The sequence below is a fragment of the Amycolatopsis sp. cmx-11-51 genome, assembly GCF_047608665.1.
Lineage (GTDB): Bacteria > Actinomycetota > Actinomycetes > Mycobacteriales > Pseudonocardiaceae > Amycolatopsis.
The window spans coordinates 38,842-59,102 of the sequence record NZ_JADNQO010000004.1 but is presented as its reverse complement, the minus strand read 5'-3'; the positions used below and the strand labels follow the sequence as shown (position 1 = coordinate 59,102).

The following is a 20,261-nucleotide window of genomic DNA, read 5'->3' as shown; positions in this document are numbered from 1 at the left end:
CGGCCAATGGGCTTTCGGCGGCGCAGTTCTCTTCGTGCGGAAGGCTGCTCGCTCGTGCTGGACGTCGGAGGCGGCACCGGGACGCTCTCGCGGTTACTCACGCGCCGGAAGATTCGGACCGTGGTGGCGGACCTGTCGTCGCACGTTTCGCGAGCACCGGGGTTCGCGGTCCGGGCGGATGTCGCCGGTCTCCCCTTCCACGACGGGACCTTCGACGGCGCCGCGGCCCTGCGGACGCTGCACCACGTGCCCGAACCGATCGAGGCGCTCACCGAGGTGAGCCGGGTCTTCGCCCCGGCGGTTGTCAAACTTCGACGCGGAGGGTGCGGAAACCCTGCTGGGAAAGGTGTTCGAGGTGGAATCGGTCCGGTCGTGGGACGCCCGGCTCGTGACGCTTCCCGATCACGCCGCGGTCGCGTTGTTCCCCGCGCGGCCGGGGCCTTCCCGAACCGGCCGCCCGGCGGCTCGCCGGCGCGGTGGAAGTTCCGCTGACGCTCACGAAACGGAGGCTGGGCACGGAAACGGTGTTGAGGGTCCGGGTAGTGAGGGGGACTCACTTTGCCGTTTCGTGGCGACGGCCACAGACGCGGATTTCGTAGACGGTCTCGGGCTTGTTGGTGAGGTCACTGTCCCGATTCCTTCATGCACGCGGGTGGCTCTCGGGAGTCCGGCTCCGTGATGTCGACGCGGGAAGGGGTCGAGCCCTTTCCCCTTACCTTCAATAACCGCTTTTACCGCTCACGACCCCGGTGAGCTTGCCTGGATCCGCCGGAGCCGCGCGTACACGTCCGCCGCCCTCGGGGCGCCGAGTTCGTTGAAGATCTTCAGCGCGTCACCCCAGCAGTCCCGGGCCGAGTCGGTCTTGCCCTTCGTCTCCCAGAGCTGGCCGAGATGGTCCAACGCCGCCGCCTCGCCGTAGCGATCCCCCATTTCACGGCGGAGCCGCAGCGCCCGGTCCAGCTGTCCCGCCGATTCCCCGCTGCGGTCGATCTTCTGGAACACGAGCGCGAGCCCCACCAGCGTTTCCGCCTCGCCGTAGCGATTGCCGATGCGATGGCGGATGGCCAAAGCCTGCCGAAGGTTCTCGTAGGCTTGATCGAACCGGCCCAGCTCGTGGTTCGTGAGACCGACGAAGTGCAGGGTCTGCGCCGCTCCCCATTCGTCGCCGAGCGCGTGGAAGACCGCCAGCGCGTCGGCGTGATGTTCGAGGGCCTCGGTGAACCGCCCCTGTTCGTGGTAGGCGATTCCGAGGCTGATCAGCGCTTGACCCTGCCCCCAGGAGTCACCGATCCGGCGCCGGATGGCGAGCGCCGACTCCAGGTACTCCATCGCTTCTTCGAACCGGCACAGGTCTCGGTGCGCGATCCCCAGTCCGGCCAGGAGTGACGCCTCGCTGAACGGGTCGGAGCATCGCCTGGCGGCGTCCACCCCGGTCTTGTAGGTCGCGATCCAGTCGGCCCACGGTTTGCGCAGGGTGAAGAACGCCCACAACGCGAGCGGCAACCGGCACGCGATCGACGGCCGGTCCGCGGCCAGCGCACCGTGCACGGACGCGACCAGATTCGGTTGCTCGGCCTCACACCAGGCGAGCGCGTCCCCGTAGGTGTCGAATTCGAGCCTGTCGGAGGCGGAAATCTCGAGGGCGGTGCGCCTTCGCATGGGTGTGAGCACACGATCCGCGGAATCGGCACAGGCGAGATACCATTCCAGCAGCCGTTTGGACGAGTTCTCCCGCTCCTCGGCCGACTCCTCTGCTTCGACACACTCCTTCGCGTAGACACGCAGCAGGTCATGGAACCGGAACCGGTCGCGACCGACTTCGGACAACAGGCAGCCGCCGGTGAGCTTGTCGAGCCTGCGCCGGACATCGGCCGAGGGCGTCCCGGCCAGCACGGTCGCGGTGGCCACGCTGATCGTCGGGCCGGAATGCAGGCCGAGCAACCGGAAGACGCGGGCGGTCGCGGAATCAAGGGCCTGGTACGACCACGAGAACACGGGCCGCAAGGCGGACATTTCGTCGTCACCCGTCTCGAACGCGTCCAGCCTCAGCGCCTCCGACGCGAGTTCGGTCAGGAGGTCGGCGAGGCGTAGATAGGGATGGGCGGCCACGCGCTCGCCCGCGATCCGCAGCGCGAGGGGCAGATGTCCGCACAGATCGGCGAGTTCCGCGATCGCTCCCGGTTCCTCGTCCGCCCGTTCCGGCCCGATCGCCTCGCGCAGCAAGGCTTCGGATTCGTCCGGGGACAACATGTCCAAGGTGATCCGCCGCGCGCCGTTGCGTACGACCAGCCCGGACAGGCTGCTGCGGCTGGTCACCATGACGAAACAACCGGCCGTACTGGGCAGCAGGGCACGGACCTCGTCCGGGGACGTGACGTTGTCCAGGACGATGACGAACCGGCGATCGTCCACCAACGAGCGGAAAAGCGCCGATTTCGCTTCGAGGCTTCGCGGAATCATCTTCCCGGGGACTTCGAGCGCCCGCAGGAATCCGGCGAGGACCTCGTGCGGCGTACTCGGTGGCCCGGGAGCGTAGCCGTGGAGGTCACAGTAGAGGTCGCCGTGGGGGAACCGGTCGCGCTGCCGGTGTGCCCACTGCACGGCCAGGGCTGTCTTTCCCACCCCCGGCGCGCCGGCGACGATCGCGACCGCGATCGAGTGGCCGTCCCCGCCCCGGTCCGCGATCTCGCTGAGCTTGGCCAGTTCCACCTCCCTCCCGACGAAGGTGGCGGTCACGGCGGGCAGCTGATGCGGCGTCAACGGAGAGCGGGCCGCGGACTCGTCGTCCCGACGATCCATATCCAGTTGTCGCCCCGGCACCGTTCGCTGTCGCGGGTTCTCCCCCGTTCCCACCTGAATGGCGCAAGCAAGCGGCCCGCGTTTCGGCGATTCTCTTGACTGACCGTCGGCCAGTGGACCGGCTCGTCGATTCGCTGCTGGGGTCCTGACGCGTGACCAGACGGACGACGCGCGTGACGAGATGGACGGACACACGAGCGGCCGGGCTGCGCGGCGAGTCGTCTCTCTGGACACGCGTGTCGTCCATCCGATCACGCGAGTTGTCCGCTGATCACACGAAACCGCCACCCAAGCACCTCCGAAAGGGTCTCCGCGAGCCGATGCGGAAGATCCCGGAGGGGCGAGCGCGCCAAGGGGGAGCGAAGCATGGCGCGACCATTAGGCCTAACTTTCGCCCGGACTGTACATACTTTCGTTGACTCCTGACGAAAGTACTTCTAGGTTCAGCGGACGTCACAGAGGTGCTCCGCCGCCGACCTCGAGGAGCAACGATGCTTCCGTCTGTCCGCAAGCGCTTCAACCGGCCCATCTTCGCCTCATTGGCGCTGGTCACGGCTCTGTCCGGGCTGGTATCGGCCCCGGCCGAAGCGGCCATCCCGCCACAGCAACCAGGCGTCACCCTTCGCACGTACGACCTCCAGCGCGAGATCACCAAGCTCTGCGCGATCAAGTCCGGGCAGACGCCCAACGTCGACAAGCTGATGCCGGCGATCAACTGGACCAGCACGGCCGACTTCGGGCTCAACGAACGGTTCGTCTCCGAAGTGATCGGCAACCTCGACATCACCACCGCCGGTCAATACGAATTCCGGCTCACCAGCGACGACGGCTCCCGGCTCCGCATAGACGGCCAGGCGGTGATCAACCACGACGGCCTGCACTCGGGGACACCGGCGACCGGTTCGATCCAGTTGAGCACGGGATATCACGCACTGCGCATCGACCACTTCGACAACGCCGCCGATCAGCAGGTCACTCTCGAATGGCGGCCGCCGGGCGCGGCCGATTTCGCGCTCGTGCCGAATTCCGTGCTCAGCACCGACGCTGACGTCGTCCGGGTGACCGCGCCGGGGCGTAAGGAGTGCGAGGGCGCCACGGATTCGCCCGGTGACGGCCTGCCGCTGAACAGCGTCCACCCCGGCTTCGCGCTGACGAACCTGCGCCCGAACGGTTTCCAGCCGCAGGTCACCGGGATGGACTGGCTGCCCGACGGTCGGCTCGCCATCGCCACCTGGGGCGGTTCCGAGAAGGTGCTCGGCGAGGTCCACCTGCTGAGCAACGTCAGCGGGAACACCGACCCGACCAAGGTCCAGACCAAGCGAGTCGCCAGTGGGTTGAAGGAGCCGATGGGCGTCAAGTACGTCGACGGCAAGCTCTACGTGTCGGAGAAGACGCGGCTCGTCGAACTGAACGACACCAACGGCGACGGCGTGACCGACGACTATCGCACGGTCGCCACCTGGCCGTACGGCGGCAACTTCCACGAGTTCGCGTTCGGCCTGCTCTACAAGGACGGTTTCTTCTACGCCAACCTTTCCGTGTCCATCAATTACGGCGGCGCCACGACCGACCCGCAGCCCGCGCCGAACCGCGGCACCACGATCAAGATCAACAAGGCCACCGGTCAGGTGTCCTACCTCGCCGGCGGGCTGCGCACACCACACGGCATCGGGTGGGGGCCGGAAGGCGACGTCTTCGTCACCGACAATCAGGGCGGCTGGCTCCCGGCGAACAAGCTCGTGCGGGTCAAGCAGGACCGCTTCTTCAACCACTACACCAATCCCCCGGGACCGTTCGACGCGAAACCGGTGACCGCGCCCGTATTGTGGTTGCCGCACAACGAGATCGCGAACTCACCGAGCAACATGGTCATGCTGTCGCAGGGTCCCTTCGCCGGGCAGATGGTGTACGGCGACGTGACCTACGGCGGTCTTCAGCGTGCGTTCCTGGAGAAGGTCAACGGCGAGTACCAGGGCGCCGTTTTCCGTCTCACGCAAGGACTCGAATCGGGTGTCAGCCGGATCAGCCTCGGGCCGGACGGCGCGATCTACACCGGCGGGATCGACGGCGGCGGCAACTGGGGGCAGCCCGGCAAGCTCGCCTACGGTCTCCAGAAGGTGACGCCGAACGGCAAGAGCGCCTTCGACATCCTCGCGATGCGCGCCGTCGCGGGCGGGTTCGAACTCGAGTACACCCAGCCGCTTTCGGCAGAAACCGCACAGAACCTGGCGGCGAAATACCAGGCACAGCAGTGGCGCTACCAGCCCACCGCTGCCTACGGCGGGCCGAAGGCCGACGAGCAGACGCTGTCCGTCACCTCCGCGAGCCTGTCCCCCGACCGCAAGAAGGTCACGCTGCAGGTAGCGGGCCTGAAGGCGGGGCACGTGGTGCACGTACGGTCCCCGCGTCCGTTCGCCTCGGAGTCCGGTACGGCGCTGTGGAGCACGGAGGCGTGGTACACGCTGAACTCACTGGTCGGCGGCCCGCCGGCTAGCACGACGTACGAGGCGGAGCGGGCCGCGCTGAGCGGCGGCGCCGCGACCAACACCAACCACTCGGGCTACGCGGGCACCGGCTTCGTCGACGGCTACTGGAACCAAGGCGCCTCGACGACGTTCACCGTGAACGCGCCTTCCGCCGGGGCCTACAACGCGGCCTTGCGCTACTCGAACGGCCCGGATCCGGCGCCAGGGACGAAATCCGTGAGCGTCTACGTCAACGGCACCAAGGTCAGACAAGTCCGGCTCGCGAGCACCGGCAACTGGGACACGTGGAACTCCCAACCCGAAACGCTCACCCTCAAGGCCGGGGCGAACACGATCTCCTACCGCTACGACAGCGGCGACGCGGGCAACGTCAACCTCGACAGCCTCACCGTCACCGCCGCCCAACGGATCCAGTTGTTCAACGGCACCGACCTGAACGCCTGGGAGAAACGGGCGGGTGGCGCCGCGACCTGGCCGGTGGCGGGCGGCGCGATGGAGTCGAACGGTGGGGACGTCCGCACGAAGCAGCAGTTCGGCGACTTCCGGATGCACGTCGAGTGGAACGAGCCGAACTACCCGCCGGAAGTGACCGGGCAGGCCAGGGGCAACAGCGGCGTCTACCTCCAGGAACGCTACGAACTGCAGGTGCTCGAATCGTCCGGCGACACCACCCTCGCCAACAACGAGGCGGGCTCGATCTACTCGAAGCGGGCACCCGACCGGAACATGGCGACCGCTCCCGGTACCTGGCAGACCTACGACGTCACCTTCCGCGCCGCGCGGTTCGACGGCGCCGGGAACAAGACCGACAACGCCAGGGTGACGGTGATCTGGAACGGCGTCGTGGTCCACAACGACGTGGCCATCGACGGCGGCACGGGCGACAACATCCCGGAGAGCGCGAGCCCGGGCGCGATCCGCCTCCAGGACCACGGTGACCCGGGTGAGAATCCGAAGTTCCGCAACATCTGGATCGAGCCCATCGGTTAGGACGTGTCTCGCGATCCGGTTGCTGAGTCCGTGAAGGCCTCCTACCCTACTTTGAGGGTCAGGGTCCCGGCAAAGTCGCGGAGCTGTCGTTCAGTGCCGCTCTTGGCGATCCGGGCCTGGTCGCTGTCGGCTGGCCGGTGTCGCGAAAGCCACTTTCGGGACACCTGATGTCGCGAAAGTGGCTTTCGCGACACCGGGGACACTCAACGTCCCCGATCTTCCGTTGATCAAGGTCAACTCGGTCGAGTGGGGAGGACGACACCGTTTCAGTGGGCGGGCAAATACAGGTCCGCCAGAACCTGAATCGCCACACACGCCCCGCTTGACCACATCTCGACCTCGCCGGAACCCTGACCTTGAGCATAGAGAAGGAGGCCTTCACGGCACCGGCCGGTAGCTGACCGACTGTGCAACGCACGTGTCCACGCGTGCAACGCCGGTTCCCCAGGCGGGTACGAACGGTCAAGCTCGTCTCATGACCAAGCTGACCCCGGAGCAGATCGCCCGGCACGCCCACGACGCCGGTTTCCGGGGTGACGGCCTGACCACGGCGGTGGCGGTCGCGCTCGCCGAGTCCGGCGGGAACACCCGCGCCCACAACGCTACCCCGCCCGACGACTCCTACGGGCTCTGGCAGATCAACATGCTGGGCGGCATGGGGCCGGAACGGCGCAGGCAGTTCGGCCTGGACTCGAACGCCGAACTGTTCGACGCCACCACCAACGCCAAGGCCGCCAACAAGATCTCCGGCGACGGCAGGTCATGGACGCCGTGGTCGACTTACACGAACGGTGCCTACCGGCGTCATCTGCCCGCCGCGCGCAAGGCGGCCGAGGCCGTGCGGAAGCATTCCGGCGGACGTCCGACCGGCGCCGGGCTGGGGCGGATCCGGGTCGACAGGCAGACCCTCGACGGTTTCGTGCGGCGCACCCGGCGAGTCGGCGACACGCTCACCTCGGCTTCGGCCGACCAGGTCAAGGACGTCCGGTCGATCGCCGACGACAGCTTCGGCAAAATCGGCAAGGAGTCCGGGTTCGCCGACGCGCTCGGCGACTTCGGCGCCGCCCTGCAGGGCCAGGTCAAGGCGGTCGGCACTTCCGCCGACCGGCTCGCGGACGCCGCCGCCAAGGCCGGGAAGGCCTACCACGACCGTGATTCCTCGGCCGCCGCGCGCCTGGACCGGCCCGCCTGACAGCGTTGGAGACTTCGATGGACACCCTCGCCACCGCCCGGCATTTCGCCGCGGACATCCTGGCACACCGCAACAAGCTCGCGGGCAAGGCCGAGGACGCCGCCCGCGTCCAGTTCGCCCTGCATCAGGTCTCGAAGACCCTGCACGACCAGCACGACCTGCACAAGAAGGAGACCGACGTCGTCCTGAGCCATTGGGACGGCAAGGCGTCGGAGGAATTCGAGCGCACCACCATGCGGTTGCGTAAGGACATCCGCACCACCGCCGAGGCGAGCACCGACGCCGAACGGGTCGTCGCCCGCGTCATGTCCGCTGTGGATGGTGGGCACACCGCTGTCCAGCGGCTCGCCGACGAGTACATCGGCAAGGCCAAGAAGCTCCTCGACGACGCCGCCGGAGTGGGCTCGCGGGCCGCGATGGTCACCGCGATCGCCGCGGCCGCCGATCTGGCGCCGCGCTACACGAGACAGTCCGCCGCGACGCTGCGGAAAGTGAACGGCGAACTCGGCGACGCCGCGAAACGGCTGCGGGCACTGCGCAAGGAACTCCGGCACGACGGTGTCGCCGACCGTGCGGTCGCGGACCACTCGTCCGGCCACGGGAAACCCGGCCGCACCCAGCCCGCCAAAGCGTCCACCCGCGGGCAGAAGGTCGTTTCCGCGGCACGCAAGGAGCTCGGCACGCGGGAGAACCCGCCTGGCAGCAATCGGAATCCGTACGGCCCGACGGCACCGTGGTGCGCCTCGTTCACCACCGCGATGTGGCGCAAGGCCGGGGTGAACATCCCGATCCTGCCCTTCACCGGCGACGTCTACCGCTGGGGACAGCAGCACGACAAGGCGTACGGAAAGAACTCGTTGAAGCAGGCCAAACCGGGTGACGTGTTGTTGTTCGGGACCGGGCCGCAGAGCCCGTCGACGAGCACCCACATCGGCATCGTGGAGAAGGTGGAAGGCGACAAGGTGACGATGATCGAGGGCAATTCGGGTGATTCCGTGCGCCGCAACACGCACACGTTGTCCAGTGCCACGTTCTACGGCGGGGTGCGCCCGTGATCACCGGAAGCGCGCGGGACCGCGTGATCACGCTCGAGGTCGAACCGGGCGGGGCGCTGCGGGATCTGCGGATCGAGGAGGGCGCGCTGCGGCTCGGCCCTGAGGAACTCTCGAGGCGGATCCTCGGTCTCGTCGAGCGGGCGACCGCTCAGGCGAGCCGACGACTCGAACTGGACGACGCGGACTCCCTGGGACTCGGCACGAGCGCGGAACTGGCCGAAGCGGTCGAAGAGACGACTCCGGAAACCTGGAGGGTGCAGTGATCGACGAACGCAGTGTCGAGCAGCTGCTCGAAGACGCCGAAACCCCGGACACCGACTATCGCGGGCAACTGGCCGCTGTCACCGGCGAGGCCAGTAGCGACGGTGTCACCGTGACGGTCGACCTGTACGGGAAACCAGTCGGGCTGCGGTTCGACCGGCTCGCGCTCGCCTCGCGCGCGAGCGACCTGTCCGCACTGGTGCTCCGGCTCGCCGCGACGGCCACCGTCATGGCGCTCGACGCCGGAGAGTCCGTTGTGGACGGTCTCTCCGACGATTTCGCTCTGCCTGCCTGGCGTTCATGAGCTGTCTTCGATCATCGACGTCAGGCGCCCGGCGAGCCAGTCCGCGTCGGCCGGGGTGACCATCACCCACGGTTCCCCGCCGACGTTTTCGTGGGTGACGGCGTAGCGACCGGCCTCGGTGTCGAACCAGCTCAGCACCGGGCTCCGGCCGCGGTCGCCGTTCACCGCGAGCTGCCCGGCCCCGTACCGCGCCGAAGTCGCCATCGTCGCCAACGGCCGCACACTCCGGCCGGTGATCCCGGCTTCGGCCAGTGCGCGCTCGAAACCGTCGTAACCCGCTCTCGCGAAGCCGTCCATGGCCGCCGAGAAAGCGGCTCGCGGCAGGCGGATCTGCTCCCCCGGCCCTGGCACGCCATCGCCGAGCATCCGGCCGACGGTGACGATCAGGTCCTTCGCGCGCAACGGTTCGAGGACCAGGTCCTTTTCGTCGAGCACCGCCAGCACGCCATGGGCGCCCCGGACGGCCGCGAGCATCCGCCACGGTTGTTCGCCGAGCACGATCGCGTCCACCGACAGCGCGGGTGAGCCCAAAAGGACGAACAGGTCCTCGAACGCCGGGTCGACGTCCTCACCGTTGGTGAACCCCGCCTCGGCCAGCCCGGCGAAGACTTGTTCGCCCAGTTCGTCCCGTTCACCCCTGGTCTCGCCGTGCGAGGTCACTTCGAGCGGATAAGGCAGCTCACCGTTTCCGAGATCCGCCCACAGCAGGTCGAATTCCAGATGTGACAGGACGATGCCCGCCGAACTCGCCGAACGCCGCGCCATGGCCTTCCCTCCCCTGCTGCCGCCACCCCGGCGGGCACGATACCGATCGAACGGTGAAGATGAACGCGAAATCCCGACGAATCCGCGAACGGTGCCCATGACCGAACCCGAAGTCGCGACCGGACAGCTGATCGTCCGTGCCTCCGGCGCCGCGGCCGCGCGCGCGGCCATCCTCGGCGACCGGAAGACCGGCCCGGACGGCATCCAGCTCCTGCTGCGCTGCACCGTCCCGCGCGCAATCGCCGAGGAGGGCGCGAAGCTCGGGTTCGCGGGCTGTGTCCTGCACGTTCTGCCGGTCGGCGGGCACGACGGCGAGGCACCCGGCAGGCGCGGCGTCGTCATGCTGACCCTGCCGTCGGCGGAGCTCTCGTTGTCCTTCACCGAATTGCGTCCGCTGATGTTCCGCCCCGTCGACGTCGACGCGCCGCTGCGGGCGTTGTTCTCCAGCGCGATCGCCCACGTCCTCGCGGTCGGCCCGTCGCTCGATCCACACGGCCTCGCGCACCACCTGCGCGGACTCGCGGAACTGGTGCTGCGCAGCGTGCTGCGGGCCGAACTCGACCGCGCCGACGCGCTCGCGACCCGCCGACGCGAGGCCATCCGGTACATGCGCGGTCAGCTCGCCGATCCCTCGCTGAGCGCGGATCGGGTGGCCGAGGCGCTGTACATCTCGCGGCGTCGGCTCTACCAGCTGTTCGACGACGGGCAGGGCATCTCCGAACGGATCAAGGGGCTGCGGGTCGAGCGGGCGAAGACCCTGCTGGCGGATCCGGCGAAGGCCGCGCGCGGGATCGCCGAGATCGCCAAGGACTGCGGCTTCGCCAGCGCGGCTCATTTCTCCCGCACGTTCCGGAAGGCCGTCGGGGAAACGCCCCGCGAGTTCAGGGAACGCGCGCTGGCTCACTGAGGTCCACCCCCGCGACGAGCGTGCCCGCGAGCGCGGCGACGTCCAGCCAGCCGCGGCCGCCGGGCGAGTGCAGGGTGAACACCGCGACGCGTGGGCGTTCCTGGTCGAGCACGACGGCCTGCAGCTGTGCGCCCGGCCCGTCCACGGCGATCCGCTCGACGATCACCACCGGATAGCCGAGCGCCGTCGTCGCCGTGCTGACCTCGCGGATCCCCGACGTGGTGTCGGCCGCGAACCAGCTCAGCTCCGCCGCGGCCTCGACGCTCAGCGACCGCTCGACCGGGATCGACCCGGCGAGCAGCAACGCCGGGTCGGCGTCACGATGCTCGGCGACCGCCAGCAGGCCCGCGCGGTGCTCGTGGGCGCGTTCGGCGGCTTGGATGGCCGCGGCCTCAAGCCCGAGGTCGCGTTCGGCGTCCGGGCCGCGGAGCCGGATGAGCAGGGCGTGCAGTTCGGCCGTCGTGCGTTCGACCGACGCCAGGGAGACCGGGGTGATTCCCGGGACCGCGGTGAGTTTCACCGGCCACCCAGGGAAACGGCCGCCGCGAAAGCGCCGACCGCGCCGGAAGGCGGCGTGACGGCCGGACCGGGGGCGCGGGCCAGCGAAGCCGCGAGTTCCTTGCCCAGCGAGGAGAACAGTTCCATGCCGCTGGTGACTTCGGCGAAGAGCGCGGTGCCGTCGGGTGCCTCGCCCAGTGCCGTGCCGGGCTCGCCGAGCGCCCTCAGCCGGTCTTCGACCCGCGACGCTTCGGCCCGGTGGCCCGCTTCGAGCGCATGGGCTTGCTCCAGGACACGGTCGAGTTCGCGCCGCACCTCCTCGTGGCGCGCTTTCGCCGCCGTGAGATCGGCTTGTGCCGCGGCCGCGCCGGCGGCGAACTGGACGGCCGTTTCGGCGATCTCGACGGTGTCCGTCGCCTCGGTGAGTGCCCGCCGCAGCGTCACGGCCCGCCGGTCGAGCTGCTCGGCTCGCCGTACTCCGGCCACGACAGTGCCCGCCCAGGCGGTGAGGATCTCCGCCGTGGCACGCAGGACGGCCGGCGCGGGTTCGAGTGCCGTCCTCGCCGCGGCGGCGCGGGCGGCGACGGTGCCGGCGGCGTCACCCTCCCATTCGCTCGGCATTTCGATCCGGATGGCGGTCGCCGCGTCGAGTTTCGCGGCCGCGTCCGAACATCGGCGGGCGGCGGCCGCGACGGCGTCCGCGTCCCCTGGGACCGGGTCGAAACCGAGACCTCTGAACTCGGGCATCAGGAGCCCCCGCCCGCACGGCGCAGTGTCCAGACGGCGTCGTCGTCGGTGTTCTCATAGGACTTCGCCCCGGTGAGGATCCCGGCCGCGGCACCGGCGATCTCGGCGTGCGCCGCGGCGAGGGAATCCGACCAAGGACGGATCAGCCCGTCGAGCGCGGTCGCGATCCCTGGCGGCCCCAGATCACCCGCAGCGACTCCGTCGGTCAGCCGTGCGGCGTCGCCCAGGTCCGCCGCGACGCCCTCGAACTGCCGCGCGAGCGCCCGCAGCCGTTCCGGCTCGGCGCGGTAGCCGCTCATTCGCCGAACACCGGCGGATAGGCGGGCGGAAGATCGTCGAGGAGGTCGTATCCACTGCCGTAACGGTCGCGGTGTTCCTTCTCCTCTTCCCGCTGGGCGCCGGTCATCGGCGGGTACAGGCCGAAACCCGCTCCCCCGGCACCGCCTCGGGCGCCTTGGCCGAATCCCCCCGCGGCCGGAGCGGCGGCGCCACCGAGACCACCCACGAAACCCGCGCCGGTGCCCCGGCCGGCCCTGGCGGCGTCCTCGACGGAGATCGCGCCACCTGGCAGGGAGGAGCCGGGTGGCAGGGAGGAGCCGGGTCCGCCCACCCCGGTCGTACCCCCGGCCGGGAGATCCACGACTCCGGCCGAGGCGGCGTAGGTGGCGCTGTCCTCGGGGTTCACGACGTCCGGCGGGGACGACGTGTCCGGCGACGGAACCGGGACCGGTCGCGGCGGAACAGGCGTTGGCCGGGGCGGCACGGGTACCACAGGCTGAGCGACGGGTGGCTGTGGCGCCTGGATTTCGGCCGCTTTCGGCGGGGCTTCGAACATCGGCGGCAACCGGTGCCGGACGCCTTGGCTGGCCTCTTCGTACTGGTCCATCACCCGGACGGCTTCGGCCTTGGCCCGGTCCGCCTCCCGTTTGGTCGGGAGCTTGTCGTCGAGGAGGTCGTCCATCATGTACGCGCCGTTGGGCCCGTCGAGCGCCTTCACCGCGTAGCCCTCCCGGAACCAGCGCTCGGCGTTGTAGTGCACAGGCTCCGGCATCTTCCGGCGCGCCTCGGTGATCGCCGAGGTGTACGCGTCGAGACCGTCGCCGACGTGCCGGGAGGTCTGCGCGGCTTCGCTGGCCCAGGTGGTGAGACGGTGCGCGGACTCGGCGGCCTGCGCCGAAGACGGGCCGTGCCAGGACAGCAGCAGCTTCTGCACGATCGTGCGGACCTCGGCGGTCGCCGTGTCGACACCCTTGGCCAGCTCGCCCCAGCGATGCGCCTGCTCCCCCAGTTTCGGCGGCTCGGCGGATTTGATCATGTCCCACAACTGGCGGTGCTCGTAACAGTCCCAGTTGATCTTCCCGAGCGCGCCTTCCTTCAGGTTGGCCTCGCGGCGGCGGACCACCTTCCGCCGCTTGGCCCGCGCCCGGGCGCTCAGCGCATGCTTGTCGGTGTAGTACTCACCGCTCATCGGTCCCCCTCGCCACGGCGTCGACGGCGGACGCGTTCGCTTCGTCGGTGCGGACGTGCCGCTCGGCGACCAGGCCGATCGCGGCACGGAACGCGGCGAGCTCGGCCAGATAGGACTCGAGCGCGACCTGCACGCCGCCTTCCTCCGCCCCGCCCCGGCGGGCGAACGAGCGGCGCATCGGCACGGACACGGGACCTTTGCCGTCGGCCAGCGGGGTCCCCAGCTCGCGGGCGTCCGCCAGGTGCGCCTCCAGCACCCGTTGGCGCTCGTCCAGCGCCTTCAGCGCGTCCGCGATCTCCGCGTGGTCCAGTTCGATGCGGTCCGTGCCGTCGGCGACGATGGCCGCGGCTCCCTCCCCCGTCGGCTTCTCGACCTCACCGGCCTTGCCGACGGGCCCGGACGGCCGCCGCTGCTCACGCAGCTCTTCGCGAATCCGCTCGGCCTCCGCCTTGCCGTGCACCTTGACCATGTCGCGCGCTCCCTCTCGTCACCGACGCGGACATCCTCGCCGTTCCGGCGCGCCAAGACCAGTGCCGGATACACACCGGGACACGAACCCTGCACAGCCGATCAACCGGGGAGATCGCCTCAGGCCACCGGCAGTGTCCGATCGACCGCATCGCCCGTGAGGACTTCGCGGGCGACGAGCACACCACCGACGAAGCCCACCGGCATCACGATGAGCACGGCGAAGGGGATCAGGGACAGCAGCGACACGGGAAGCCCCAGCCCGAGGGCGAGCGCCCGGCGCTTGCGCAGCAGCGAACGCCGCTCCTTCAAGCCCATCCCGCGCCGGTAGAACGGCACGGCGATCATTTCCAGCGCCAGGAACCACGCCGTGACCAGTGCCAGCAGGACCGGCACGACGGTCTGCCCCACCACGGGGATGAAGCCCGCGATCAAGAGCGGGATCGTGAACATCAGCGAGCGCAGCACCAGCGACAGCCCGTCCTTCAGGCCCATCACCAGCAACCGCGACCACGACAACTCCACCGCGCCGGGAACCCCGCCGAAGTCGTCTTCGACCTTCTCCGCGATGTGCTCGTAGAACGGCCCGCCCACGGCGAGGGTGATCGCGGTGAACCCGATCATGCAGACGGCCAGCACCGCCCCGAACACCGCGACGCCGACCGCCACCCGGATCGTCGTCCGCCATCCCGACGACCAATCATCCGCGAAGGGCGTGAGCACCAGCGAAAGATCGTCGATCCAGAACGCCAGCGCGACGACTCCGCCGAGCAGCAGCAGCGTGGTCAGCACCGCGGGCAGCGCCCCGAGCAGCAGCAGTCTCGGTGACCGCAGCAGGATGCCCAGGCCTTGCCCGAACATCCGGAAACCCTTGAAGAAATCCCGCATCGGACATTTCTACCAGGGACCGTGATCACGACCGCCCGTTGCCGATGATCTCCGGATCCGGCAGGTCCCGCAGCCGGCGACGTGAGGTGATGCCGAGCTTGCGGAAGATGTTGCGCAGATGGGCGTCCACCGTGCGCGGGCTGAGGAAGAGACGTGCGGCCACCTCTTTCGACGTCGCGCCGGTGGCGACCAGCCGGGCGATGTGCACTTCCTGCAGGGTGAGTTCGTCGTGGCCGGTGACGGAACGGCCGCGGGCCACCTCGCCGGTGGCTCGCAGTTCGGCGGCGGCACGCCGGGCGAAGGCCTCCATACCCATCCCGGACAGCAGTTCGTGCGCCGTGCGGAGGTGTTCGCGGGCGTCCCGTCGTCTGCCCTCGCGGCGCAGCCATTCCCCGTAGAGCAGGTGAGCCCTGGCGCGATACGGCGTCGTCGAGCCGGCGGCGAGGCGTTCGACGGCTTCCCGGTAGTCGGCTTCGGCGCCGGTGACCAGCGCTCGCGCGTACGCGGTGACGCCGAGCGCCCACGGAGTACCGCTGGGAGCGGTGCGTGCGGTCAAGGATTCCAGTGCCGCCGACGCCGAATCGTGTTCGCCGCAGCGGATCGCGGCCTCGATCAGTTCTGGCAAGGCGACTCCGGCGAGGAACAGGTCGCCGGGCTCGGTCGCCTGCCGCGCGGCCGCCAGCGCGGCCGGATACTCGGCGAGGCCGTTGTACAGGACCGCCGACGCCCAGTGGACGTTGGCGATTAGCTGACCGGTGCCCTGTGCGGCCGCGGAGTCGAACAAGGCGAGGCCTTCCCCGCGGCGACCGCGCATCGCGGTCAGGTGCAGTCGCGGATACCGCAGCGCCGGGACGCCGAGCGCGTCCGCGATGGCCTCCTCTTCGGCGATGGCGGACATCGCCTTGCCGAGGTCACCGGTGAGCGCGGCGGCGACCGCCACTTGGGCGAGGCCGAGCCGGAGGGTGTGCGGCGACCCGGTTTCCCGTCCGGCCTCCATCAGCCTGTCGACGATCCCCGCGTGGGTTTCGACGTCCCAGAGTTCGGCCGCGATCATCGTGGCGAGCGCGGGTCGCCGTGTCCACATCGGACGGTCAGCGAGAATCCGCCGCAGCACCGGGACGGCCGTCTCGTGTCCTTCGGTGGCCAGCAGGATCAGCGCGTCGAGGATGTCGGGCGGGGACGACGCGGGCGGCGCCGAACGGGCCTCGTCCACCACGATGTCCAGCACTCCGCTCGCCCGTCCGACGACGAGGCTCACTTCCAGCGCGTCGAGGAAACACTCGCGGGACCACTCCGGATCCAGATCGGCGAGGCGCCGCGCCGCGCGGAGCATGAAGTCCGCCCCGTTGCCGTCGGTGTGCCGGGCGAACGCGATCCGCCCGCGCAGCAGGTCGACCTTCGCCAGGGTGAGTTCGTCGTGCGTGCCGGTCTCCACGGTGGTGAGCAACTCGGCCGCCGCGTCGGCGGCTCCGGCGTCGAGTTTCGCGCCGACCGCGCCAAGGGTGTGCCCGGTGCGCAGGCCGGCGTCCAGCGACAGCGCCGCCGCCCGTTCCAGGAACGCGGCGGCCGCCGCGACACCACCGCGTGCTTGGGCACGGGAGGCGGAACGGGCCAGTGCCGCGGCGAGGTCGTCGTCCGGACCGGTGGCAGCCTGCGCGAGGTGCCACACCCGCCGGTCCGGATCGACGGCGGGATCGGTCACGCTCGCCAGTGCTCGATGGGCGCGCCTGCGGTCCTCGGCCGAGGCGGCGAGGTAGACGGCCGAGCGCGCGAGGGGATGACAGAACCGCACCCGGGTCGAGAAGTCGACCAGCCCGGACGCCTCCGCCAAGGTTGCGCTCGCCGCCACGCCGTCACCCAGTTCCCGGGCGGCGGGCCACAGCAGGCCGGGGTCACCGGTCGGGTCGGCGCTCGCGAGGGTGATCAGCAGCCGGGTGTCGGCGGGCAGCCCGGCCGTCCTGGCTGCGAAGCCGCGCTCGATCCGGTTCGGCAGCGAAGACGTGTCCGGCAGCGCGAACCCACCCGACTTGGGCAGTTCGAGCAGCGCCAGCGGGTTGCCGCGCGCCTCTGCGATGACGCGGTCGCGCACCCGCGGGTCGAGGGTGGAAACGCCGTCGGCCAGCAACGTCCGCGCGTCGGTGTCCCGCAGTCCTTCGACCGTCAGCCCCGGCAGCCCGTCGGGCCCGCCGCCTCGGGTCGCGAAGATCATCGCGATCGGCTCGGCGGTGATCCGCCGGGCGAGAAAGGTCAGCGCCTTCGACGAAGCGTCGTCCAGCCAGTGGGCGTCGTCGATCACGCACAACACCGGGCTTCTCCTCGTCGCGGACGACAGCAGGTCCAGGGCCGCGAGACCGATCCGGAACAGGTCCGGCGTTCCGGCCGCGAGGCCGAAGGCGACCTCGATGGCCTCGCGGTGCCGGACGGACAGTTCGCCGAGATGCCCGAGCACCGGCACGCACAGCTGGTGCAGCGCGGCGAACGGGAGTTCGGTCTCGAACTCCGCCCCGGACGCCTCGATCACCCAGAAGTCCGACGCGCTCCGCCGCCCATGGTCCAGCAGCGCGCTTTTGCCGATTCCCGGGTCGCCGCGGAGCACCAGCGCGCCTCCGTCGCCCTTCCTGGCGGCGGCGATCACCTCGTCAAGGGCGCTGATCTCGGTGGTCCGGCCCACCAGCGGCGTCGGCATACCGCGAACATAGGCGATTTTCGCCGACGCGAAGCGGGGGGTGCCGCTGCAAGGTTGGTGGCGTGACGAACCGAGCAGACGCCCTGACGCCGACGCGACCGGCCCGCGGCACCGTGCTGGCCGCCGCGACGCTGACCATCATGGCCGCGGCGATCATCGCACCCAGCCTGCCCGCGATGCGGGAAGTCTTCTCCGGTACGCCCGGCGCCGGCCTTCTCGTGCGGCTGGCGCTGACCGTGACCTCCCTCGCGATCGCGATCAGCGCGCCGCTGTCCGGGATCGTCGCCGACCGCGTCGGGCGTCGTCCGCTGCTCCTGTCCGGCCTCGTGCTCTACGCGGTCGCCGGCACGGCGGGGTTCTTCGTGAGCGACCTCTATCTGCTGCTGGTCACCCGGGCCGGGCTCGGGCTCGCCGTCGGCGGGATCATGACCGCGGTCAGCACCCTGATCACCGACTGGTTCTCCGGCCCCGACCGCGCCTCGTTCCTCGGGCTCCAGCAGGCGTTCGCGAGTCTGGGCGGCGTCGTCTTCCTGCCGCTGGCCGGGCTGCTGGCCACGGTGGACTGGCAGGCGCCGTTCTGGATCTACTCGGCGTCGGCGATCGTGGCCGTCTTCGCGATCGTCTCTCTGCGTGAACCGCACCGGAACAGCTCCACGGCGACCGAGGTCCAGCGAACTCGGCTGCCAGGACGCATCATCGGCGTGTACGTCCTGGCGCTGATCGCGACGCTGGTCTTCTACATGGCGCCGACGCAATTGCCGTTCCTGCTGGAGGGCTTCGGCAGCGGCCCCGCCGTCATCGGCGCCGTGGTCGCGGGAAGCACGCTGACCAGCGTCGCCGGTGCGCTGTCCTTTCCCCGGCTGCGCGAGCGACTGAGCCCCGCCGCGATCACCACGCTCAGCGTCGCGCTGCTCGGGTCGGGCTGGCTGCTGGTCGGTACGGCGGGCGCGGTCGCCCAGGTCGTGGCCGGGCTGCTCGTCGGCGGCTTCGGCGTCGGCTTCGTCGTCCCGAACCTCAACCTGCGCCTGGCCGAGTTCGCCCATCCCGCGCAACGCGGCCGGGTGCTCAGCGGCCTGGTCACCGGGATCTTCCTCGGGCAGTTCCTGTCCCCGCTCGTCGTCCAGCCACTCGTCCAGACCATCGGCATCGCCGACGCCTTCACCTGGACCGGCGTCGCCATGGGAGCGGGCGCGGCGATCGCCGCTCTTCTCTCGAACCGAAACCACCGAAAGGAAGCACGATGATCTACCACGGCAACCGTTTCACCCTCCGGCCCGAGGCCTCCCCGGAACAGATCGAGGAAGCTCTGGAAAGTCTCCGTGATCAGGGCCGGGTCATCCCGTCGGTGAATTCCTTCGTCGTCGGCCGCGATTTCGGCGGCGAATACGAGTGGGGCGCCGTCTTCGTGATCGAGGATCTCGATGGCTACTGGGAGTACCTCATCCATCCGGCGCATCGGAACACCGACCGGGTCGGGCTCCCGCTGGTCGACAAGTTCGCGTCGTTCGACATCACCGACGACGCGGACCCGGAGATGGCCGCGAAGATCGCCGAACTGCACCAGCGCCGCTACGACAACGACGCCGAGCTGACCAAGCTGGTCTCCGATCTCGGCGAGTACTCCGGCAGCGCCGCGCCCGGAAAGCACGGTGCCTGACCGGGCGCGAGAACTACCGGTCAGGACACCGTGAAGGAACTGAGCACGGCCAGGTGGTCCGACGGCCAGCCGGTCCCGCCGCCGAACGTGCGGGTGCTCTTGGGCGTGATCGAGCCGCCACGGTAGAAGACGAAGTCGATCCGGTCCTGCGGTTCCGGCCTGCCCTGGTTGTCCTTGACCACCGGCGACCAGGTGTCGCCAGGGTCGGCGACGGGGTCGGGCCGCAGCTTCCGGTAGGAGTCGGTGAAACCGCGCGTGGTGAACGCCTTCGTGGTCGGCCAGGCAACCTCGTAACCGCAGTGCCTTGACTTGGCGGCCGCCGTCCAGTCCTGATGGGACGGACTGTTCAGGTCGCCGGCGACGATACCGGGGCTGCTGCCCGTCCACTCGGCGATCTGCTCGGCCTGACGGCGGCGGTTCGTCTCGTCGGCGAGGATCGTGCTGAGGCCGTCCTTGTCGAAGCACGCGTTGTACGGGCCGTATTTCGTGTAGTCCAGGTGGATCGCGTAGACCCAGACACCGGCGATCTTCGCCGTGATGGCCTGCGCGCCCGTGTCGCTCCAGGACTTCCAGTCGGTGTCCTGGATCGGCAGCGCGCTGAGCACGTCGATGTCCCAGCCGGGTTCGGTGTGCTGCCAGCCCAGCGCGTCGGCGATGGCTTCGGTGGCACCGCCGCCGGTCTCCGACAACGCCACCACGTTCGCGCCCGAAGCACGGATCTGGCTCACCACCGAACCGATCCCGCCGTGCGAGCCGCGCATCCAGATGTTGAAGCTCAGCACGGTGAGGTTCGTGGCGGCGGCGGCCGGAACCGCGGTGCCCGCCATCGTGAGCACCAGGGCGGCGAGGACGCCGGCGAGGCGGCGTGGGGCGAAGGTCACGGGATCCTGGTCTACCGGTGGGCCGACGGGAAGTCCAGCCGTCAGGCGACTGTTCAGCGACTGGACACTTCGGGTGAACGAGCCGGCGAAGGGCTTCCGGTGAGCGTTCCCGCGCGTGGGTCGTGAGTGTGGCCTGAGCTTGATCAACGGAGGATCAGGGACGTTGAGTGTCCCCGATCCTCCGTTGATCAAGCTCCAAGACCGGCGCG

At 69.7% G+C, this 20,261-nt stretch carries 19 protein-coding genes; 9 read left to right on the top strand and 10 right to left on the bottom strand.

The annotated features are described in order from the left end of the window. Positions 1 to 6: 6 nt before the first annotated feature. Entirely contained in the window at positions 7 to 492 is a 486-nt protein-coding gene (locus tag ACM6LU_RS16810) for a class I SAM-dependent methyltransferase (RefSeq protein ID WP_414938642.1), read from the top strand. Between the two features lie 246 nt (positions 493 to 738). On the opposite strand, the gene ACM6LU_RS16805 is transcribed toward ACM6LU_RS16810, so the two are convergent. Continuing rightward, the gene (locus ACM6LU_RS16805; RefSeq protein ID WP_414938641.1) at positions 739 to 2,736 is read right to left on the bottom strand and encodes an ATP-binding protein; all 1,998 of its coding nucleotides are present in this window, start codon (positions 2,734 to 2,736) and stop codon (positions 739 to 741) included. A 554-nt stretch (positions 2,737 to 3,290) separates the two neighbouring features. Here ACM6LU_RS16805 and ACM6LU_RS16800 point away from each other — a divergent pair. The 5 genes from ACM6LU_RS16800 (at position 3,291) to ACM6LU_RS16780 (ending at position 9,087) form a co-directional block, all read left to right on the top strand. After that, positions 3,291 to 6,275: a family 16 glycoside hydrolase gene (locus tag ACM6LU_RS16800; protein WP_414938640.1), complete on the top strand. Its 2,985-nt coding sequence runs from the start codon at positions 3,291 to 3,293 to the stop codon at positions 6,273 to 6,275. A gap of 475 nt (positions 6,276 to 6,750) precedes the next feature. Next, on the top strand, positions 6,751 to 7,467 hold the full coding sequence (locus ACM6LU_RS16795; protein WP_414938639.1) for a transglycosylase SLT domain-containing protein: 717 nt from the start codon (positions 6,751 to 6,753) through the stop codon (positions 7,465 to 7,467). Between the two features lie 17 nt (positions 7,468 to 7,484). After that, positions 7,485 to 8,522: a CHAP domain-containing protein gene (locus ACM6LU_RS16790; RefSeq protein WP_414938638.1), complete on the top strand. Its 1,038-nt coding sequence runs from the start codon at positions 7,485 to 7,487 to the stop codon at positions 8,520 to 8,522. Beyond that, the gene (locus ACM6LU_RS16785; protein WP_414938637.1) at positions 8,519 to 8,785 is read left to right on the top strand and encodes a YbaB/EbfC family DNA-binding protein; all 267 of its coding nucleotides are present in this window, start codon (positions 8,519 to 8,521) and stop codon (positions 8,783 to 8,785) included. The genes ACM6LU_RS16790 and ACM6LU_RS16785 overlap by 4 nt, the downstream gene beginning before the upstream one ends. Next, positions 8,782 to 9,087, top strand: a complete 306-nt coding sequence (locus tag ACM6LU_RS16780; protein ID WP_414938636.1) for a hypothetical protein — start codon at positions 8,782 to 8,784, stop codon at positions 9,085 to 9,087. The genes ACM6LU_RS16785 and ACM6LU_RS16780 overlap by 4 nt, the downstream gene beginning before the upstream one ends. Here ACM6LU_RS16780 and ACM6LU_RS16775 read toward each other — a convergent pair. Beyond that, positions 9,082 to 9,852 carry an ESX secretion-associated protein EspG gene (locus tag ACM6LU_RS16775; RefSeq protein ID WP_414938634.1) on the bottom strand — a complete coding sequence of 257 codons (771 nt, stop codon included), beginning with the start codon at positions 9,850 to 9,852 and terminating at the stop codon, positions 9,082 to 9,084. The two genes, ACM6LU_RS16780 and ACM6LU_RS16775, sit on opposite strands and share 6 nt — an antisense overlap. A 97-nt stretch (positions 9,853 to 9,949) precedes the next feature. On the opposite strand from ACM6LU_RS16775, the gene ACM6LU_RS16770 reads away from it, so the two are divergent. Further along, on the top strand, positions 9,950 to 10,759 hold the full coding sequence (locus ACM6LU_RS16770) for a helix-turn-helix transcriptional regulator (protein ID WP_414938633.1): 810 nt from the start codon (positions 9,950 to 9,952) through the stop codon (positions 10,757 to 10,759). Here ACM6LU_RS16770 and ACM6LU_RS16765 read toward each other — a convergent pair. The 7 genes from ACM6LU_RS16765 to ACM6LU_RS16735 all read right to left on the bottom strand — a co-directional run bounded on the left by ACM6LU_RS16765 (position 10,734) and on the right by ACM6LU_RS16735 (position 17,514). Continuing rightward, positions 10,734 to 11,279 carry a hypothetical protein gene (locus tag ACM6LU_RS16765; protein ID WP_414938632.1) on the bottom strand — a complete coding sequence of 182 codons (546 nt, stop codon included), beginning with the start codon at positions 11,277 to 11,279 and terminating at the stop codon, positions 10,734 to 10,736. The two genes, ACM6LU_RS16770 and ACM6LU_RS16765, sit on opposite strands and share 26 nt — an antisense overlap. Continuing rightward, positions 11,276 to 12,004 carry a hypothetical protein gene (locus ACM6LU_RS16760; RefSeq protein WP_414938631.1) on the bottom strand — a complete coding sequence of 243 codons (729 nt, stop codon included), beginning with the start codon at positions 12,002 to 12,004 and terminating at the stop codon, positions 11,276 to 11,278. Before ACM6LU_RS16760 ends, ACM6LU_RS16765 begins: the two co-directional genes overlap by 4 nt. Next, complete coding sequence (locus ACM6LU_RS16755; RefSeq protein WP_414938630.1) at positions 12,004 to 12,303, bottom strand: hypothetical protein; 300 nt, start codon at positions 12,301 to 12,303, stop codon at positions 12,004 to 12,006. Before ACM6LU_RS16755 ends, ACM6LU_RS16760 begins: the two co-directional genes overlap by 1 nt. Continuing rightward, positions 12,300 to 13,472: a PPE domain-containing protein gene (locus tag ACM6LU_RS16750; RefSeq protein WP_414938629.1), complete on the bottom strand. Its 1,173-nt coding sequence runs from the start codon at positions 13,470 to 13,472 to the stop codon at positions 12,300 to 12,302. The genes ACM6LU_RS16755 and ACM6LU_RS16750 overlap by 4 nt, the downstream gene beginning before the upstream one ends. Further along, positions 13,462 to 13,941 (bottom strand): hypothetical protein, encoded by a 480-nt coding sequence (locus ACM6LU_RS16745; protein ID WP_414938628.1) that lies wholly within the window; start codon positions 13,939 to 13,941, stop codon positions 13,462 to 13,464. The genes ACM6LU_RS16750 and ACM6LU_RS16745 overlap by 11 nt, the downstream gene beginning before the upstream one ends. 119 nt (positions 13,942 to 14,060) lie before the next feature. Continuing rightward, the gene (locus ACM6LU_RS16740) at positions 14,061 to 14,828 is read right to left on the bottom strand and encodes an EI24 domain-containing protein (protein ID WP_414938627.1); all 768 of its coding nucleotides are present in this window, start codon (positions 14,826 to 14,828) and stop codon (positions 14,061 to 14,063) included. 25 nt (positions 14,829 to 14,853) lie between these two features. After that, on the bottom strand, positions 14,854 to 17,514 hold the full coding sequence (locus ACM6LU_RS16735) for an AAA family ATPase (RefSeq protein WP_414938626.1): 2,661 nt from the start codon (positions 17,512 to 17,514) through the stop codon (positions 14,854 to 14,856). 62 nt (positions 17,515 to 17,576) lie between these two features. Here ACM6LU_RS16735 and ACM6LU_RS16730 point away from each other — a divergent pair, with 62 nt between their 5' ends. Together ACM6LU_RS16730 and ACM6LU_RS16725 are read left to right on the top strand one after the other, a co-directional pair. Beyond that, on the top strand, positions 17,577 to 18,758 hold the full coding sequence (locus ACM6LU_RS16730) for an MFS transporter (RefSeq protein ID WP_414938625.1): 1,182 nt from the start codon (positions 17,577 to 17,579) through the stop codon (positions 18,756 to 18,758). Continuing rightward, the gene (locus ACM6LU_RS16725) at positions 18,755 to 19,171 is read left to right on the top strand and encodes a Dabb family protein (protein ID WP_414938624.1); all 417 of its coding nucleotides are present in this window, start codon (positions 18,755 to 18,757) and stop codon (positions 19,169 to 19,171) included. The genes ACM6LU_RS16730 and ACM6LU_RS16725 overlap by 4 nt, the downstream gene beginning before the upstream one ends. A 20-nt stretch (positions 19,172 to 19,191) precedes the next feature. Here ACM6LU_RS16725 and ACM6LU_RS16720 read toward each other — a convergent pair whose 3' ends face one another. Further along, positions 19,192 to 20,052, bottom strand: a complete 861-nt coding sequence (locus ACM6LU_RS16720) for an endonuclease/exonuclease/phosphatase family protein (protein WP_414938623.1) — start codon at positions 20,050 to 20,052, stop codon at positions 19,192 to 19,194. Between the last annotated feature and the right edge of the window lie 209 nt (positions 20,053 to 20,261).